The organism is Paenibacillus amylolyticus (genome assembly GCF_051136285.1).
Lineage (GTDB): Bacteria > Bacillota > Bacilli > Paenibacillales > Paenibacillaceae > Paenibacillus > Paenibacillus amylolyticus_F.
Window position 1 is genome coordinate 2,239,734 of the sequence record NZ_CP194938.1, and the last position, 18,514, is coordinate 2,258,247.

The 18,514-nt window shown below is 43.4% G+C and carries 17 protein-coding genes; 3 read left to right on the forward strand and 14 right to left on the reverse strand.

The features are described from left to right. Window positions 1–90 precede the first annotated feature (90 nt). On the forward strand, window positions 91–3,264 hold the full coding sequence (locus ACR8BL_RS10000; RefSeq protein WP_434752471.1) for a glycoside hydrolase family 2 TIM barrel-domain containing protein: 3,174 nt from the start codon (window positions 91–93) through the stop codon (window positions 3,262–3,264). Between the two features lie 885 nt (window positions 3,265–4,149). On the opposite strand, the gene ACR8BL_RS10005 is transcribed toward ACR8BL_RS10000, so the two are convergent. The 3 genes from ACR8BL_RS10005 to ACR8BL_RS10015 all read right to left on the reverse strand — a co-directional run bounded on the left by ACR8BL_RS10005 (window position 4,150) and on the right by ACR8BL_RS10015 (window position 6,709). Then, a complete protein-coding gene (locus ACR8BL_RS10005; RefSeq protein ID WP_434752472.1) occupies window positions 4,150–4,386 on the reverse strand; it encodes a hypothetical protein in 237 nt (78 codons plus the stop codon). Between the two features lie 182 nt (window positions 4,387–4,568). After that, window positions 4,569–6,128, reverse strand: a complete 1,560-nt coding sequence (locus ACR8BL_RS10010; RefSeq protein WP_434748320.1) for an IS1182 family transposase — start codon at window positions 6,126–6,128, stop codon at window positions 4,569–4,571. Window positions 6,129–6,259: 131 nt separating this feature from the next. Next, entirely contained in the window at window positions 6,260–6,709 is a 450-nt protein-coding gene (locus ACR8BL_RS10015; protein ID WP_434752473.1) for a response regulator transcription factor, read from the reverse strand. Between the two features lie 1,169 nt (window positions 6,710–7,878). Here ACR8BL_RS10015 and ACR8BL_RS10020 point away from each other — a divergent pair. Then, complete coding sequence (locus ACR8BL_RS10020) at window positions 7,879–8,691, forward strand: hypothetical protein (protein ID WP_434752474.1); 813 nt, start codon at window positions 7,879–7,881, stop codon at window positions 8,689–8,691. Between the two features lie 159 nt (window positions 8,692–8,850). Beyond that, window positions 8,851–9,375 carry a pyruvate kinase gene (locus ACR8BL_RS10025; RefSeq protein ID WP_434752475.1) on the forward strand — a complete coding sequence of 175 codons (525 nt, stop codon included), beginning with the start codon at window positions 8,851–8,853 and terminating at the stop codon, window positions 9,373–9,375. Window positions 9,376–10,159: 784 nt separating this feature from the next. Here the strand turns inward: ACR8BL_RS10025 and ACR8BL_RS10030 are convergent. The 11 genes from ACR8BL_RS10030 to ACR8BL_RS10080 form a co-directional block, all read right to left on the reverse strand. Next, window positions 10,160–10,684: a DUF2971 domain-containing protein gene (locus ACR8BL_RS10030; RefSeq protein ID WP_434758347.1), complete on the reverse strand. Its 525-nt coding sequence runs from the start codon at window positions 10,682–10,684 to the stop codon at window positions 10,160–10,162. A 273-nt stretch (window positions 10,685–10,957) separates the two neighbouring features. Then, entirely contained in the window at window positions 10,958–11,122 is a 165-nt protein-coding gene (locus tag ACR8BL_RS10035; protein ID WP_434752477.1) for a hypothetical protein, read from the reverse strand. A 465-nt stretch (window positions 11,123–11,587) separates the two neighbouring features. Further along, on the reverse strand, window positions 11,588–11,734 hold the full coding sequence (locus ACR8BL_RS10040) for a hypothetical protein (RefSeq protein WP_434752479.1): 147 nt from the start codon (window positions 11,732–11,734) through the stop codon (window positions 11,588–11,590). Window positions 11,735–11,922: 188 nt separating this feature from the next. After that, window positions 11,923–12,816 carry a tyrosine-type recombinase/integrase gene (locus ACR8BL_RS10045; RefSeq protein WP_434752480.1) on the reverse strand — a complete coding sequence of 298 codons (894 nt, stop codon included), beginning with the start codon at window positions 12,814–12,816 and terminating at the stop codon, window positions 11,923–11,925. A gap of 136 nt (window positions 12,817–12,952) precedes the next feature. Continuing rightward, window positions 12,953–14,587, reverse strand: coding sequence for a chaperonin GroEL (gene groL, locus ACR8BL_RS10050; protein WP_036611259.1), 1,635 nt, complete (start codon window positions 14,585–14,587; stop codon window positions 12,953–12,955). A 73-nt stretch (window positions 14,588–14,660) separates the two neighbouring features. Beyond that, window positions 14,661–14,942 carry a co-chaperone GroES gene (groES, locus tag ACR8BL_RS10055; protein ID WP_017690077.1) on the reverse strand — a complete coding sequence of 94 codons (282 nt, stop codon included), beginning with the start codon at window positions 14,940–14,942 and terminating at the stop codon, window positions 14,661–14,663. A gap of 461 nt (window positions 14,943–15,403) precedes the next feature. Next, window positions 15,404–16,186 carry a twin-arginine translocase subunit TatC gene (tatC, locus tag ACR8BL_RS10060; RefSeq protein ID WP_434752481.1) on the reverse strand — a complete coding sequence of 261 codons (783 nt, stop codon included), beginning with the start codon at window positions 16,184–16,186 and terminating at the stop codon, window positions 15,404–15,406. 77 nt (window positions 16,187–16,263) lie between these two features. After that, entirely contained in the window at window positions 16,264–16,512 is a 249-nt protein-coding gene (tatA, locus tag ACR8BL_RS10065; protein WP_434752482.1) for a twin-arginine translocase TatA/TatE family subunit, read from the reverse strand. Between the two features lie 149 nt (window positions 16,513–16,661). Further along, a complete protein-coding gene (locus tag ACR8BL_RS10070; protein ID WP_215078340.1) occupies window positions 16,662–17,147 on the reverse strand; it encodes a MogA/MoaB family molybdenum cofactor biosynthesis protein in 486 nt (161 codons plus the stop codon). A gap of 37 nt (window positions 17,148–17,184) precedes the next feature. After that, window positions 17,185–17,688, reverse strand: a complete 504-nt coding sequence (gene moaC, locus ACR8BL_RS10075) for a cyclic pyranopterin monophosphate synthase MoaC (protein WP_434752483.1) — start codon at window positions 17,686–17,688, stop codon at window positions 17,185–17,187. Between the two features lie 15 nt (window positions 17,689–17,703). Continuing rightward, window positions 17,704–18,342: a 5-formyltetrahydrofolate cyclo-ligase gene (locus tag ACR8BL_RS10080; RefSeq protein ID WP_434752484.1), complete on the reverse strand. Its 639-nt coding sequence runs from the start codon at window positions 18,340–18,342 to the stop codon at window positions 17,704–17,706. Between the last annotated feature and the right edge of the window lie 172 nt (window positions 18,343–18,514).

Below are 18,514 nucleotides of genomic sequence, written 5' to 3' on the forward strand. Positions count from 1 at the left end.
GATATATATGGGCAATATCCTTTATTCTCTAAGTACCTAATCAATTCTATACTGTGAATATATTATAACATGATCAAAGGAGCTGCTGTTATGAGAAAGAAACTCGTGCACACCCCTCCGGCTAACGGATATCCGGAATGGAATAACAACCCGGAGACATTTCAAGTCAATCGTCTACCTGCCCATGCCAACATGGTAGCGTTCCCAACGATAGAAGAAGCCCTGTCGAATGAATTCACCTCTTCCCCTTGGTACCAGACTTTAAATGGTTCATGGAAGTTCAGTTTTGCCGAAACGCCAGAACAGCGTATTACCTCTTTTTACGAAGCTGGCTATGACGCAAGCAATTGGGATGACATTCCTGTTCCTTCCAACTGGCAGCTTCAGGGCTATGATTACCCCCATTACACCAACATGACCTATCCATGGGTTGAGCGTGAGCCTGAGTTAAAACCACCTTTTGCACCAGCCACCTATAATCCGGTCGGCTCATATATTCGCACATTTACCGTTCCTGCGGACTGGAAAGATCGTCCGGTCCTGCTGCACTTTGAAGGTGTTGAATCTGCTTTCTATGTATGGGTGAATGGAGAGCTTGTTGGTTACAGTGAGGATACCTTCACGCCTGCAGAATTTGATATCACGGCATACCTGACGGAAGGCGAGAACAAACTGGCAGTCGAAGTTTACCGCTGGTGTGATGCAAGCTGGCTGGAGAATCAGGATTTCTGGCGTCTTAGCGGTATTTTCCGCGGAGTGTACCTGCACTCGCCTTCACCAGTTCAGATCGCTGATTTCTTCGTTCGTACAGAGCTGGATGAGGCCTTTCAGAATGCAGAGCTGCAACTGGATGTGAAGCTGTACCATCACAACGCCGGACAGCATGTGGACGGCTTAATAGTGCAAGCACAGCTCTACGATGCGGAGCAAAAGCTTGTTCTGGATCAGCCGATGGCGGCAGAGGTTACTTTTACCAATGAAGAAGAAGTGACGTTACATCTCTCCGCTCCGGTTGCGAACCCGCTCTTATGGAGTGCCGAAACGCCTAACCTGTATACACTGGTACTTTCCATTCAAAATGTGTCAGGCAAAACAGTGGAGGCTGTTCGCACCCGTGTCGGCTTCCGCAGATTTGAGATCAAGGATGGCTTGATGAAGATCAACGGTAAACGTATCGTGTTCAAAGGCGTCAATCGCCACGAATTCTCTCCCGATTCAGGACGGGCCATCGGACGTGAGGATATGATTCGTGATATCGAGCTGATGAAAGCCTATAACGTTAATGCCGTGCGTACATCGCACTATCCGAACCAGACCACCTGGTACGAGCTATGTGATGAATATGGACTGTATGTCATTGACGAGACAAATCTGGAGACACATGGCACATGGTACTATGGGCAAAAAGAAATGAACGACGACAACATCCCGGCGAGCAAGCCGGAATGGCGCGACAATGTTATTGATCGCTGTAATTCGATGTTCCAGCGGGATAAAAACCATGCGTCCATTATCATCTGGTCGCTCGGTAATGAATCATTTGGTGGCGATAACTTTATCGCTATGTATGATTATTTGAAACAAGCCGATCCAACAAGACTCGTTCATTATGAAGGTACCTATCACTACCGCCCTTCCGATTCGGCGAGCGATATTGAATCTACGATGTATATCAGCCCGAATGATATCGAGCAGTACGCACGCATGAAAGGTGATAAAAAGCCTTATATCATCTGTGAATACAGCCATGCGATGGGCAACTCCTGCGGCGGACTACACCTGTACTGGGAAATGTTTGATAAGTATGAGATTTTACAAGGGGCATTTATCTGGGACTGGGTGGATCAATCGATCCGCACCAAAACGGCCGACGGTGTAGAATATCTCTCCTACGGCGGAGATTTCGGCGAGTCACCACATGACGGCAACTTCTGCGGCAACGGACTTATTTTGGCAGATAAAACGGTTACACCTAAGCTCGAAGAAGTGAAAAAATGTTATCAAAACGTTCGCATGACGGCACTTAATCTGCAAACCGGGCTGATTCGCATCACGAATCATTTCCTGTTCACGGATCTGAACGAATATGCACTCGCTTGGACGTTGTCCCATAATGGTATCCCTGTGGAAAAAGGGCATCTGGACATTGCTGCACAACCTGGTGAATCCATTGAGGTTCATATCCCTTACACACCATCGTCTGACCTGTACACGGAAGCTGTTCTTACAGTCTCTCTGGAAACCAAGAAGGCAGCCAAGTGGGCAGATGTGGGACATGAGATTGGATGGGAGCAATTCGTCGTGTCTCCGCGCCTGCGTGCCATACAGCAACTGTCTGCAGGAGCAAATGGTTTGCTTCAAGTAGAGGAACTGCAAGATGGCGGATTGAAAGTGAAGGCGGGTGAAGTTACCGTAAGCTTTAGTTCAGTAACTGGTGCGCTTACCTCGTATCAGATCAACTCACAGGAGCAATTGCTGTCCCCTGCTCGTGCAAACTTCTGGCGTGCAATGACAGATAACGATCTGGGTAACGAACTGAATGAACGTGCTGCCTTCTGGCGGAATGCTCACGCGACGAACAAGCTGATTCGTTTTGAACATCATACAAATGAGCAAGGCTGTCATGTGACGACAGATTACACTTGGGATGTCAGCCCCGGAACTACGCTGTCCATCACGTATCACATCCAACCGAATGGCGAGCTTGAAATCAGTCAAACCCTCGTTCCAGGTGCTGGCCTGCCTGAGTTGCCTGAATTCGGCATGTTGTTTGAACTAAAAGACAGTCTGGATACGATCTCCTGGTACGGCAGAGGGCCGCATGACAACTATATTGACCGTCTGACCAGCGCACGCCTCGGCTATTACACCGGAGCAGTGCGTGACCAGTTCGTGCCTTACCTAAAACCGCAGGAGTGTGGTAACAAAACGGATGTACGTTTTGTGGAGATTACTTCGGCTGTAGGCGGAAATGCTGGAAAGGGCATTGATGGAGCTGACGGGAATTCTGCAAATGGCAGCAGGGGTCTTCATTTTGAAGCCAATGCGCCGTTTGAAATCAATGCACTGCCGTGGTCCCCTGAGGAACTGGAAGCTAACGACCATGTCTACAAATTGCCGGTAAGCTCGCATACCATCGCTCGGATCAACTACATGCAGATGGGTGTCGGCGGTGACGACAGCTGGAGTGCTCGTACACATCCGGAGTATACACTTCAAGCCAACCGTCCATATCACTTCACCTTTACGGTGAAGCCTGTATAGAGCAAGATCGTGTGAAGAAATGCTGTAAAGGCGAGGTAGTACCCCTCTAGCCCTACGGATGGCTTTCACTGTTAGATTGAGTGGCTACAAGATGATGTAAAGTGCAACGTTTACTGAGCATCAATTAACTTTACTGCTCCTCAATTAAATTTACTTCGGATCGGTTTACTTTAATTTCTTAGATTCCATCCTCGTAACAAACACAAAAAATCCCTGTTGGCATAATGCTGACAGGGATTTTTGCTATGTACACTGATCTTAGCTCCTTGCGACCTACAGTCTGTGGTCTGTGGTCTGTGGACTGCATGCAGTTTGTGCTTACTCTTTGCTGCCCGATACTCAGCAACTGGAGGGTATATGATACCTGCTGTCACAATCCATTTCCCTCCCTACTACTCTGTTTACTCTACGTTCAATTACATTAAGTGCTAACGATCCTGAGAAATCTTATTTGAGGCAAAAACACCTTTTCTAAATTCTAACGATCTCCAGTAACGCTATGTCCCCAAAAAACAGCATTTCAATCGGAAAATGAGCCAAATTGATCCAAATAGCGTCTCTGGTGATCGTTAGCGCAAATCTACTTAATAATAGAGAACCGTAGCCCTACCTTTACAAAAATTCAAAACTACTCAAACGTTACACTCTCACTTTTGTCATTCCAGCTAATGTTAAAGGTAACCGGGTCTTTAGTGTCTACCGGATTCAATGTACCAGACTCGGTAACCGGTGTCTGTTGTTCTGCGAGCGCCCGACCCTGCCGCTCAATGTTTGTTCCTTTAATATTATAGACATAATCTTTGACTGTGCTCTCATCTCCTATGTAAACAATTAATTTAACCAGTATTGGAAGTGGTGATAGAATAATTGAAACACCCTGCTATTTTATCTTGTGTAACGATCTATATCCTCCTGCGCCGAGTCGTGCATTCTTTTGTGATAATCTTCATGCTGGTGAACGTCATTTTTTAATTTAGCCAAGAATCCCCAGCCGGCAAAAAACATGAGCAGCACGGCAATCAACGCATAAGCAAAACTAAATAGATTCATATAGAAATTCACAAAGATTGCCGCCAGCGTCAAACCCAGAATCCATAGTACCCATTTTGTATTTTTTCTCATCTTTGTCCCTCCTTACTCGGTTGAAATTACTTACTCTGTCTTACTCTATGTACCCTCATACATACGCTCAAGAAGGATTCGAGGTTGCGTTAAAAAGAAAAGGGGCTGTCTCAAAAGCCTTTAAAACGAACATCGGTGAAGAGAATGAACACCGATACGTCCAAACGAGACCAAGCAGGGGTTCATCCTGCTTGGTCTCGTTTACGTTTTTCCGCCATTGTCGCTTTTTTGAGCAGATTATGGGCAAGGCAAAGCCACCCGACCTCCAAGCTTACTTTTTGCAAGCCGCGAAGCAGGAATCTTCGGAATCCCCGATTGTTTTTCATGTGTCCAAACACGCTTTCAGGCTCGATCATGCGCTGAACGGAAAGACGATATCCTTCCTCGCTGCGCAGGCGTTCTCGCATCTCATTTTTTTGCCGCAGGTAGGTCAGGCTTATAGCAATTTCCCGATCTCCTTGCGCCTTGGTGCATGTCGATTTCATGGGGCACTGGCTACAATCTTCGCTCAGGTAATGACGGGTGCGAATCGGGTAGCCGCTCTCCGTCACTGTCCGACGTTCCACGCGAAAATGTAATATCTGTCCAGCCGCACAGGTCCACGTATCTGACGTTTCGTTGTAACTCCAGTTGTCTACTTTATCCATAGCTCGCTGAAAAGCCCTTGTTTTTTCCTTGTGATATGTCCCGTACTTCACGATACCCTGAATGTTTTTTTCCTCCAGATAACTGTAATTTTCCTCACTACCATACCCTGCATCGGCAATGACGGTCTTCGGTCTTCGGCCTAGCGTTTTTTCCAGATGATCCAGATGGGGTTTCAGGCATTTGGTATCCGTGGGCCGCTGGTGTACGCTGTAGCCCAAAACAAACTGATTTTCTGTTCCGATCTGTACATTGTATCCAGGCTTCAATTGACCATTCTGCATGTGATCTTCTTTCATTCGCATAAACGTCGCATCCGGGTCAGTTTTGCTGTAGCTGTTCCGCTCACCCGCAGTTTGAAGCTGATGCTCATATTTTTGCAGCCGAGGCAGCAAGTCCTTCCGCAACTGGCACACCGCTTTCTTCAGCGTTTTGTCCTTGGGTTTTTCGCTGAGTTTTTCTTCTAAGTGCTTCACGGCTTGCTCTAGCTTTTCCGCCGTGAGCGCCGAGGCTTCACCAAGTTCAGGCAGGTCGGCCCCAGTATGGGCGGCATCCTCTTCGTGTTCTGCCTCTTCGATGGCTTGAAACAGGGTATGTACTTTTTCTTGCAGCTTGGCTTGATGCTTGACGACAGCTTTTTTCCATACAAAGGTGTAGCGATTCGCACTCGCTTCAAGCTTGGTTCCGTCCAGAAAATAGTGATCTAATGATACATATTGTTCTTGAACCAGCAACTCCAAAACACGGGTAAACACGGTTTCCAAGACCTCTTTCATCCGCTCGGAACGAAAGCGATTGATGGTACGGAAGTCTGGTTGCTGTCGCCCGGCGAGCCACATGAACATGATATTTTCGCGAACCGCCTTGGCGATTTGCCGGGAAGAATAGATGCGCTGGGTGTAGGCGTAGATGATGATTTTGGTAAGCATTTTAGGATGATAGCTATGACGGCCACCACCAGGGTATGCGGCGGAGAAAAGGGAGTCGCTAAGGCGATGAACTGCCTCGTTTACGACACGCACGAGGTGATTTTCGGGGATATCTGTCTCTAGATCCATTGGCAAGAAAAGTTGATCCATGGTATATTGAATGTACAAAGAAACCGTCTCCTTTTGTAAATGGTGGGTCGCACTTCCATTTTACCAAGGAACGGTTTCTTTTTGTTGCATAATTTTGGAGAATGGGGCTATCCCAAGTTTTTTTACGACTTATGGGACAGCCCCTTCCTCTATCGGCATAACAAAGGTAACCTACGCACTTCTGGCAACCAGCATATATCCCGCCCCCCCAATGGTAACGATTCTCTCAGGATTAGCAGGGTTAGGCTCGATTTTTTGCGTATATTACTGATGTGTACAGCGACCGTTCTCGTCTCCTCCAGACTCTCCGTTCCCCAGATAAGCTGAAATAATGTATCGACACTGATGACACGATTAATGTGTTGTGCCATATAGGACAGCAGACTAAACCCTTTTTTTGATAAAAAGATCGCTTCACTCCCCATGATGACGGACTGTGCATAGAAATCCAACGTTAATCCCGGCAACTCCAGCAGTTGTTCACTTCTGCCCGTCGACACTCTGCGAAGGTGAGACTTGATCTTGGCAATGAGTACTCCCGGACTGAACGGCTTGGTCACATAATCGGCGCATTCGTGTAGCTGCGTGCGTTCACGCACCAATCTAGGCCATTATCGCAACATCTAAACCATTCTTTTAGGAAATTCTCCTTCTCGATCAAAGCCACTGCAATCTCTCTGGGAATTGAAAGCATGCTCCTTTCCAAAATATGTTTTTTGCTCTTATCCTTTACTCTGGAAATTGAATTTCTGCACGAATTCAAAAGCAATACTAGCGTTATCATCAAATCATTAGTTGTTAAGATTAGCTTATCTTGCTGAAATTGGATGGATTCTATCATCTCTTTACAGAAGACTTCGTTTATCCTCGTCCAATACGGTCCCTTCGTCTTAATGAGCTGTCTCTCTTTACTAAAATGGCGTTTCTTTTTATTACATGTCAATGTGTTATCTACTATTTCTATAAATTATTTTTTATAAGCGTTTTCATTTTTGATGAAAATAAATCACCTCTATAACTTTATTTCACTATGATTATTTACATTTGTAAACATTAATGTATATTATTATATTACAATCATTCTTTCAAACTATTGTGTACTCCTCTTAAATGACAAAAAGACCGCCATATGACCATCAGCGATCTTCTCAAGTATTATTTTTGTTTATTACTCACCTGTAGCTTCTCTGAGAAGGAAGTTACAGGTGAGCAACCTCATATATCAAAGTAGTATTTTAGCCCGCTTTAAAGGACCTGTGTTCTGTTTTACTTCGTTTTCGTCCATTTTTAACCTCAGTTGTTTCCTTTTTATATTGCAGATTAATCTCGTTGCCAAGCAAACCTATCGATAATGACACAATCGAAATAGAATAATCAATTCAATATAATTCATAGTATTCCTCCGTTAATTAAAGTATACAGAGGACTGCTCACCTTATTATATTTTATCAAGACAAAGACTCAGAGACAAGTTCCTCTCATCAAACACACCTCTCTACCATTTCCATCTAGTATCTTTGCTGATGAAATATCATCATTCCAAACAAACTCTCCACCTTTAAGCCTAAATTTTAGAGATTTTAACTGTAGGAATATGGAACTATACCTAATAAAAACTTTATATTAATATTAATATACTAAAATGTACATACTTGCTTGTTGATATAAATTAAATTAATATGGTAAACATTGGTTCTGAACTCACTATACAGGATCAATGTTAAGTTATTGGAGAGGGTGTAAAAATATAAACTCGGAGGGAAACATTTTGTTAAAGAAAACATCAATTAAATCACTTTTCCGCATCACTGCTCTGACTATGGCTTTCTTAATTTTTGCTGTAACTGGTGCTCAATCCTATTCATTAGCGGCAGGCGCAGAAACTCTGCAAAGAGATCAAGAAGCTGTAAATAGTACAGTTGAAAGTAACTCTCCTGAGCCTACAAACAATGAAACCCCAAATATTATTGAAGAAGCACCCAATGATGAGACCCTAAATAACGATGAAGAAACTTCTTTAGATGATAATTTCCAAAACGTGAACGTTGGCGATTTGGAAATTGTGGCAGATGACAATCCTACTGTAAGTCCTATGGCTCTTCCACTAGTAGTATGGGCTGGTATGGGTATTGGTCAACTATTGGGCTGGTTGGCTGGCGGTACTGCTGCTGTAGTTACCATTGTGAAGTTTGGTGAAAATGTAGTACGTGTTGCTGATTTTGCTGCTGAGCTTAGAAAGAGCAAAGAAAAAGAGAAGCCTAAATACTTTACTATCTTTAAAGATAAACAACAAATATACATCCGCAAACCTCTAACTGAAAGAGAAGCTATTAGTTTCTTGAAGAAAAGTCCAAATAATGAAATTTGGGCGCCAGAACATAACGATGCCAGAGGTATCGCTCTAAAAATTGCTATTGAATGGGTCGGTGGTGAAGTTATAGGTCCTGAGAATCATTTCAAAAAAGGGACAAACGATGAAAAATACTACTGGCATTTCCATGCCAAAAAAGGAAACACTCTTAGAACAGGACATATTTTTTATGGTGTAGCTACCCAAACAGGAGCTAATCCTGCAAGATAATATTATCGTTTCTTTAATTTACATACCCTCTCCAAAACTATATTAAAGAAATAAATGTTATTAACTTTCATTATTTCAATTGAATACTTTCACAAAAGTAAATAAAATAAGACATCATAAAGTTAAACACTTTTCCCCAAGAAAAGGGAGGGCTACTAATTGCACATCGATATCCAAAAACTCCATGATAAATACCTGTCATTGAGCATTCCCAATCCTTTCTCGTTGGAACAAATTCATACTAGACTAACTGAGGAGTATTACGCTGAAAAGGTAGATTTAGAACATTTCTCTAGTTTACGCAATGACCCTGAGGCTAATTTTGATCAGGCTGTGGCAGCCTATACCATTCGTGACCCCAGAGGTACATTTAAACTAATAAAGTTGAATAAAGTTGAAGACATTCATGAACCATTAGAATTTAGCTGGGTAATTGATTCAACAGTAATCGGGATGTCCTTTTTGTTCAATCTTGAGTTGAACATATTTGATGGTATCGAAAAATCGGAAATGTATCTTGGCAATCTTCGTTATGAAGAGTATTTGATTGCCCTTTATCTAGCAGGCTATATTAAATTCGAAAATGATCCTTTAATTGACGAAATAACTGCCCGTTATAGAGCTGGGAATTATCTACGCTATTTCGGAATGCAGGATGGTTATGAAAACTATCTTTACAAGTAAACGATAGTTTTATCAATAGTCATGTTAATGCCTTTCCGCCAAGGAAAGGCTTTTTTTTATTCGCACGCTTTATCAATTTGGTCAGCCCGTCGCGGTGGAAGTATGAGATGTAAAAATATGTAATTTATTAGTTTTTTTGATCTAAACTCCCCCTCCCCTATCCCTCAAAAGTGTTGTCTAATATGGATTAGACGACACTTAGAACTTTAAAATATCCATATATTAGAATAAAACCACTTAAAAAAGTTGATATACTCTACTTTTACATATTTATTCATTAATACTTTTAGTTTTAGCTCAATTTAGCATACTTTTATACATCAAAGAATTGTTTTAAACCATCCTTATTTCTTTCATGACAATTGACAAGACTACTATATGTTTTTTCATTGAAAAATAAGCTGTTTCACACTCCAAAACTCTACTTACGCCCTACCTCTACCTATTAAGTGAGCGTGAACCTGTGCTTCGAATCCGCCTCTCACCTCGAAGTGCCTTGAACAACCATGAACTACTATGAAAACAAAAAAAGCCTCGATACATGCTCTTCATTGTAACTCTACTTATTTCATCAATGACTGCGTACCAACCTCAGCACGTCATGTACTTTCTACTTGACATCATTCTTCGTCAATTCACTCTCATCCAATTTCTAAATACAAAATAGAAAGACGATGGCATCGCTCTTTACGATAGAAGACTTGAATTACAAAAGCTTATATTCCAATATATCGTATCGTAGAGATAACAGGCGGCGCATCGCAGATCAGTCCATGTACACAAATTACAGGATCTGCTCTGGTACGAGCTTGAACCCATTAGTTTCCTTTTTCATTTGAAACAGTCGGATCTGCTTACTCTTTGCTATTCCTATCAACTCACGCTTATGTTCCTGAGATATCTCGGTTCCTAAATAGATTGCTTCTGGCTTAAACAACGCACGATTGAAGCCTTCTCCTTTTAACAGGGGAAAAATTATTCTCCACTCTTTCTCATATGCCCAATCTGAAGACTTTATCATAGTCCAGTAAGTACTAATTAAATTATTGAATTCCAAACCGTAGTTTATGCCATGAATTAAGTACTCAGAAATATCTAATGGATCTTCTCTGTAAATCACTGGATTAAGTGCCCCAGTTAGGATTCTCTCTCTATCTGGCTTTTTAAAATTGTATTCTAGACAGAAACCTGTGTGACCATCAGCATAGTGGCTCCATATAAGCATTGAATCATTAACTTCACTGAAACAACTTAAAAATGTCATTTCCCTTGATTTTTTCACCTGCTCCAGTGTGTATGACTCTTCCATGTCTTTCATCACACCCAAAACCGACTATATAAGTTGTTCTATTTGTTTATCTGTATAATCGGGAACACGTCTTAGTATCGTCCTAAAAATATCTTCAATACTCTCACTTTTAAGAGTATTAAGCTCTACTTTCGAAATCTCGATTCCATGCTTATGGACAATATTAGGAAGAGCTTCAAAAGTCGCTAAAGCAATTCTTCTTTTCATGTATTGTTCCGTTTTTATCACTAAAGCAGAATCGAACGGATCATTTAATTTATCAGCACTGTTGAATCAAACTGAATCATTCTTCAAGTTTTGAATTGAATATTCGCTATACCCACGATATTTATATAGTGATGAAGGGATGTGATTGTGCTTCAACTCCATGGCTTCTTCAAGCTTTATTTCTTTTGAGTTTATCGGATACTTCATTTCTATATATTGTTCAATCCACATTACTTGACCCTCCACAGCTTGCATAGTTGAATTATCTCATTACTTTCCCACCCTAGTGTATCGTAAAACTTCATGATAGGATTGTCTACCCATTGTATAATCTGTCTCACTTGTCATGTTTTATTTTCAATTGGGCTATGCAATCGTCAAATCTGTATAATGCCCTCTTGCTCTAAGCCCCTCATGTACTTGGAAGTTATCTGTGTATTGAAATGCCCCATAAAACTATTCAAACTGTAAATATCGATCCCATCCCATTGCAGAGCTGCTTCTGGGCAAAATAATGACGACAATCATGAGGGGAACATCTGACTTCCTTCCTCACTCTAGCATTCTGGCAGTGTTCTTTCAGTATCTTGTTGATACAGGAGCGGGAAAGCTTAACGGCTGATTGATTTAAGGAAATGGTATTCTTCCATTTCTTCCCCAACCTTATATGAATCGCTCTTTTCGTAAGAGTTCATACTACCTCATGTAATTCCGCATGATGTTGCTAATATACACCAACCGCTGTTTAGAGCCTTTGCCATGGATGAAGATTTGTCTTTTCGCTACATCAACATTTTGGATATAACAAAGTTCTGATACCCGTATTCCCTTGTCAAAAAGCATAATAAGAATAAGTTTATCGTGCTGTTAGCCGCACTACCTACCGTTGACGTTCCTGTATATATTTTTTAATGGAAGCAGGCTCACATCCTCTACTTCTGAAGCAACTAATTCATGCTCTGCGAACTCCCGCCATCTGTATAATTGAAACACAATCACACACTTAACCAAAACTTACTCATTCAAATGGTTCAGCGGATTAAACTTATCATTCTGTTCCCTAAGCTCATTTCCCACATAGCCACATACTTCATCGTTACGGATATATTTTGATGTCTCATTAACTTTTGAATGGCAAATGCACTCATCCCTGACATAGCAAGTCTATGACAGTAAGTATGTCTGAATGTATGCGCTGACACTCGGACATTGGGAAAATTCATCCTTTGACGAAGATATTTAAACACAAGCATTAATGCATTCTCTGTAAGCTTAGTATAGTCACGTTTTGTGAAGACGTACTCACTTTCTCTGCCCCAATGCTGTTTACAATAGGTCTTATACGCTAAGAACTCCTTTGTAAGCTTGTTCGTGAGCGGCAGCGTCTCTCTTCTTCTAGTCTTCCCAAAGACGGATATCGCTTGGTTCTCAAAATCAATATCTGACCACTTTAATCCAATTAACTCTCCACGTCTAATCCGTGTTCCAAGTATGGTTACTATAATCATGTAGTCACGATAAACACAGTAGCTTTTCTCTCTCCGCTTAATTCTTCGATAGAAGTTCAGCATTTGATTGATCTGCTCGTCACTAAACACCTCAACTTTTACATCTTCCTTGAGTAGCTTAATCTTTTTGGCTGGACTGGCTTGAACTACTTCGCATTCAACCATATAGTTAAAGAATGCTCTTATCCTCGTCAGTTTTGTGTTGATTGTCCCTGCGTTGTTACCTTTGTCTTGGCATTTCAATAAATAACTTCGAATGGTTGAAGTCGTAATATCCTCTACATTAACAACTTGGTTCTCATTGCAATACTCAACAAACTCGCCCAGTATAGTCAGGTAATTACGGATGTTCACTTTCGTTGTGTTTTTAAACTTACGATCATCCAAAAAATCCTGAAATGCAAATTTCAATAACACAAAAACCACTCCTTAATAAGATATTAAGAAGTGGTCATTGATTCATTTATAATTTGTAACAGTGACTGCTTCACAAATCCCAATCATATTGACTGAAAATTTGCTCTGCCAGACACATGAGATAAGGTCAATGACCTTACATCATGCCGCCCATTCCACCCATACCGCCCATGTCAGGCATTCCGCCACCAGCACCTGCAGGTTCTGGTTTGTCAGCGATAACTGCTTCAGTCGTCAGGAACATTGCTGCTACGGAAGCAGCGTTTTGCAATGCATAACGAGTTACTTTCGCAGGGTCAACGATACCAGCTTCGATCATGTTAACCCACTCGCCAGTTGCAGCGTTGAAGCCGATTCCTGTTTGTTCTTTTTTCAGACGTTCCACGATGACGGAACCTTCTTCGCCAGCGTTAGCTGCGATTGTGCGGATTGGTGCTTCCAGAGCACGCAGGACGATGTTTACGCCTGTTTGCTCGTCACCGGACAGAGCTACAGCCGCAACCGCGCTATATACGTTCATGAGCGCTGTACCACCACCGGATACGATACCTTCTTCAACCGCAGCGCGAGTTGCGTTCAGGGCATCTTCGATGCGAAGTTTGCGTTCTTTCAATTCTGTTTCAGTAGCCGCACCAACTTTGATTACTGCTACACCGCCGGACAATTTAGCCAGACGCTCTTGCAGTTTCTCTTTGTCGAACTCGGAAGTTGTTTCTTCCAGTTGTGTACGGATTTGGCTAACACGTGCATCGATATCGGATTTGTTACCAGCACCGTCAACGATGATTGTGTTTTCTTTGGTTACGCGGATTTGACGAGCTGTACCCAGTTGTTCCACAACAGCGGATTTCAGGTCCAGACCCAGTTCTTCCGTGATCAATTGGCCACCAGTGAGGGCAGCGATGTCTTGCAGCATTGCTTTACGACGGTCACCGAATCCTGGAGCTTTAACAGCTACAGCATTGAATGTACCACGCAATTTGTTCACAACCAGCATAGCCAGTGCTTCGCCTTCGATATCTTCAGCGATCAATACCAGCGGTTTGCCTTGTTGAACGATTTTCTCAAGCAATGGCAAGATATCTTGCGTGCTGGAGATTTTTTTGTCAGTGATCAAGATGTACGGATTGTCCAAAACAGCTTCCATTTTGTCCGTATCAGTGATCATGTAAGGAGAGATGTATCCACGGTCGAATTGCATACCTTCAACCACTTCAAGCTCTGTAGCGAATCCTTTGGATTCTTCTACTGTGATTACGCCATCTTTACCTACTTTTTCCATAGCTTCAGCGATCAGTTCGCCTACTTCTTCGTCAGCTGCAGAGATTGCTGCAACTTGTGCGATGGATTGTTTGGAATCGATTGGTTTGGAGATGGATTGCAATTCAGCAACCGCAGCTTTAACCGCTTTGTCGATCCCTTTACGGATACCGATTGGGCTAGCGCCTGCAGTTACGTTTTTCAGACCTTCTGTGATCAGCGCTTGCGCCAATACAGTTGCTGTTGTAGTACCGTCACCGGCAACATCGTTGGTTTTCGTTGCTACTTCTTTAACCAGTTGTGCACCCATGTTCTCGAATGCATCTTCCAGTTCGATTTCTTTAGCAATGGTTACACCATCGTTAGTGATGAGCGGGCTTCCGAATTTTTTCTCCAGAACCACGTTGCGGCCTTTAGGACCGAGTGTTACTTTTACTGCATTAGCCAATGCGTCCACACCACGAAGCATGGAGCGACGAGCGTCTTCACTGAATTTAATGTCTTTAGCCATGTTAAGAAAACCTCCCTAGTTTTTGTTGGAAAATGGTCGTGCTATATGGTTCGGTTATCCGATTAAATTTGAATTAGTCGAGAATCGCGTGAATATCGCTCTCTTTCATAATCAAATATTCTTTACCTTCGAATTTGATTTCTGTACCGGCATATTTGGAGAAAATAACGCGATCTCCTTCTTTCACTTCCAGAGCTACACGTACGCCGTCTTTCAATACTCCAGCACCAACTGCAATGATTCTACCCTCTTGCGGTTTTTCTTTGGCGGAGTCCGGGAGTACGATCCCGAAAGAAGTTGTTTGCTCTTGCTCCAGTGGTTCTACCAATACGCGTTCACCTAAAGGTCTGATCATGAAAAATAGCCTCCTTATTAAAATTATATAGCCTTGCATTTGTAGGTTGCAGCCATATGTATTAGCACTCGACAGTGTTCAGTGCTAACAACCAACTTTATGATACTCAACTTGAAGCATGATTTCAAGTCTTTTTGCTGAATTCTTGCGAGAATTTACGTTGAATTTACACCATCAGAGCCAAATCACGCCTGGCACAGCTGGATGAATGTTACATTCACGCTCTTTATTTTACGAGATTCGTTCCCTTGGATGCAAACTTCACCCGCTTCCCCTTTTCCATTGTATCCATTGACCCGCATAATATGCCTGCATGTCCGCTCATCTCTCACTTTACATCGGAACTAAAAAGACCCGGAGCAGAACAGAACATCTTCTCCGGGTCTTCTAGCGAGTGAATTGTTCCTCCACCCGCATTCCATATTTTCACTTGTATCGTCTTACATTCCTCCGGACAAGCTCTACCCTGCGTGCTGATTGTCATCGGCCCGAACGTAACGGGCTTCAATCTCCTGATCCGCTGCGAGCTGCTTGCGATACACCATTGCGGATAGAAACACACTGATCTCATACAAGACCAACAGTGGAATCATGACCAGCAGATCGGATATGAAGTCTGGTGGTGTAATAACCACGGCAATAAAAATCAGCACAAAATAAGAAATTTTGCGCATTTTACGCAGACGAATCGGATTCAGAATGCGCAGCCCTGTCAGGAACATAATGAGCAGTGGCAGCTCAAACAACAGTGACACCGGCAACACAATGCCAAACAGGAAACTGAAGTACTGCTTCATACCGTATGTCTCGACAAGCCCCATTTTCTCCGTAATCATTGTTGTGAACGCAAGCGCCATTGGAAAAACTACATAATACGAAAAGGCGACACCCACTAGAAACAGCAGAAATACGTAAGGTACATATTTCAAAGATGCTTTACGTTCTTGCGGCCGCAGCCCCGGACTAACAAACTTCCAGATCTGATACACCGTAAAGGGCAATGTAATGATAATGGAAAAGAGTCCGGCAATCTTCATATAGATACCAATACCGTCCCAGAACGAGAACGCATGCAATACAAATCCCTTGGCCGTCTCCGCCTTGGTCAAATAATGATAGACCGGATCTGCCACGAGAAATCCTGCGATCAGTCCCAGAATAAAAATACTCAATACATAGATCAGCCGCTTGCGCAGCTCACTCAGATGTTCGGTAAGCGTCATTTCTTCATTTTGCCGCGTCATGCCTGCCTCCCCTGGAATTCAGCTTTAAAATACAAAACCCTTCCGGCAGGAAGGGATCTCTCTCGTAGCCATGAAACTTATTCGGGCAGGCGTTTATCCACAGGTTTCTCAGCGGCCATTGTATCTGCTGCTACCGGTTTCGCTTTTTCCTGCTCTTTACGGCTGGAAGTATCATCGTCCGAAATAATATCACGCGCACCTTCCTTGAACTCACGGAACGTACGTCCGACAGCCCGTCCCAATTCCGGCAACTTGTTAGGCCCAAACAACAGCAATGCAATCACGGCCAGCAATATAAATCCTGTTGGTCCAATCGAACTTAACATTGATCTTCCTCCTTGTTTCAAGCGTTCAAAATACTCTCCCGAAGTCAAGTTCATCAGATGTCTGAACTGCATTTGGATTTATGCCCATCATACCACAGATGTAACCACTTACATAACCCGTAAAATGTTATAACTGTGCTTATTTTTCCTTATTGCTTGAATTGACCCGTGACCATCAAGAGCGCTTCCGGCAGCTGATCCATAATGGCAGCCAGATGTTCGTGCACGCCCTTCGGTGTACCCGGCAGATTCACAATCAGCGTACGGCCGCGAATCCCGCACACCCCGCGGAACAACATCGCCGAGCGATTTTTGCCCATCACGCTGTACCTCATCGCCTCGGCCATACCAGGAACTTCACGTTCAATGACCCGTCTGGTCGCTTCAGGAGTAATATCCCGAATGGCCAGCTCCGTGCCTCCTGTTGTTAATACAAGATCCGCGTGAAAATAATCGGTCATCTCGATTAAAGCCGCAATAATCTCATCGGGTTCATCAGGAACGATCCGATATTCCACGATCTGACCACCCAGTTCTTCCTCTACAAGTTCCCGTATCACTTGTGCACTTGTATCCTCACGTTCTCCACGGGCCCCTTTGTCACTGGCTGTCAGGATTGCTGTTCTCCACACCATAAAGATCACCCTTCTCCTCTATGAAAATAAATATCCGTTAACGATTGAAATCACCGTTTTTACCACCACTTTTGAACTGCAACATCGTTGGGCCGATGATCATATCTTTTTGCATAGCTTTACACATGTCATAGACTGTAAGTGCCGTAGCCGAAGCTGCCGTGAGTGCCTCCATCTCGACACCTGTCTTGCCTTCGGTCTTGACAGTTACTTCGATGTGGAGTTCGTCTACTCCGTTATCATGAAAACGAATATCCACACCATTTAGTGCAAGCGGGTGACACATCGGAATCCAGTCAGATGTTTTCTTCGCCCCCTGAATGCCGGCAATCTGAGCAACCGCCAACACATCACCCTTACCAATACGGCCTTGGCGAATCGCTTCAAGTGTCTCCGGGTTCATTGTTACTTTCGTAACAGCGACAGCCGTGCGCACTGTTACATCCTTACCCGAAATATCCACCATCCGGGCCCGTCCCTGCTCGTTAAAATGAGTCAGCTTCCCACTGGAAGATTGACCATGGTTTACTTCTGAGTTCAATCACATCACAACCCTTTATTCGATATGTAATATACCTTCGGGTGTTATCAACAGATCCAGCCGCAGATCAAGCGGGTCCATCGGAATCTTCGGCTCCAGCTGACCCGGTAATACCAACGCGGCCATGAGAGGTCTTTTGCCTTGTTCAGCACAATGCATCCCAAGACACTCTGCAAACCGGTCATAATAACCGCCGCCATATCCAATGCGCCCTCCCTGGAGGTCGTAACCAAGTCCGGGTACCAGCACCAGATCCAGATCCGGCCAGCTTTCGGGCTGCAACACTTCACATGACGCCTTAGGTTCAGGTATGCCCCAAATGCCTGGTTCAATATCCTGATAGCCCTTCACTCGCCGCAGTTCCATACGTGGCGGATCAGCTTGCACCTTAGGTGCAAGCAACACATCCCCCTGTTTCCATCCCTCTTCAAAAAGAAAAGCAGTGGACGCCTCACTCCCATAGGATAGATAACTGAAAATAACCAGCGGTTCACGCATGTGCCTGTTTTTGCTCAGCCGCAGGCGATCCAGCTCACGCTTCAGTCCATCATTAACCCGCGTAATAGCTTGCTGGCGCATCTGCTCGTCCAACCGATCGCGCAGCTGTCTCAATCGGGATCGAAGTTGTTTCTTCTGTTCCGCATGATCCTGCATAATGCTGACGAACCTCCTGTTGATCTGGAAGGTAAAAAAATTTTCATGCCAATGTACTTCTATGTTAGGACAAGATGTCATCTAGATGATCAGGTTCAAATGATTCATTTTCTGCAAAAAACGCATGTAATAACATGTCTTCTTTCAGTTTATCATTGATTGACCAAAAAGA

Excerpts from the sequence above, each read along its gene's own strand:
- ACR8BL_RS10080 (WP_434752484.1), bottom strand. The coding sequence starts at position 18,342 with ATGCAGGATCATGCGGAACAGAAGAAACAACTTCGATCCCGATTGAGA.
- groL (WP_036611259.1), bottom strand. The coding sequence starts at position 14,587 with ATGGCTAAAGACATTAAATTCAGTGAAGACGCTCGTCGCTCCATGCTT.
- ACR8BL_RS10005 (WP_434752472.1), bottom strand. The coding sequence starts at position 4,386 with ATGAGAAAAAATACAAAATGGGTACTATGGATTCTGGGTTTGACGCTG.
- tatA (WP_434752482.1), bottom strand. The coding sequence starts at position 16,512 with ATGTTAAGTTCGATTGGACCAACAGGATTTATATTGCTGGCCGTGATT.
- tatC (WP_434752481.1), bottom strand. The coding sequence starts at position 16,186 with ATGACGCGGCAAAATGAAGAAATGACGCTTACCGAACATCTGAGTGAG.
- groES (WP_017690077.1), bottom strand. The coding sequence starts at position 14,942 with ATGATCAGACCTTTAGGTGAACGCGTATTGGTAGAACCACTGGAGCAA.
- ACR8BL_RS10035 (WP_434752477.1), bottom strand. The coding sequence starts at position 11,122 with ATGTGGATTGAACAATATATAGAAATGAAGTATCCGATAAACTCAAAA.
- ACR8BL_RS10030 (WP_434758347.1), bottom strand. The coding sequence starts at position 10,684 with ATGGAAGAGTCATACACACTGGAGCAGGTGAAAAAATCAAGGGAAATG.
- ACR8BL_RS10000 (WP_434752471.1), top strand. The coding sequence starts at position 91 with ATGAGAAAGAAACTCGTGCACACCCCTCCGGCTAACGGATATCCGGAA.
- ACR8BL_RS10040 (WP_434752479.1), bottom strand. The coding sequence starts at position 11,734 with ATGCTTTTTGACAAGGGAATACGGGTATCAGAACTTTGTTATATCCAA.
- ACR8BL_RS10070 (WP_215078340.1), bottom strand. The coding sequence starts at position 17,147 with ATGGTGTGGAGAACAGCAATCCTGACAGCCAGTGACAAAGGGGCCCGT.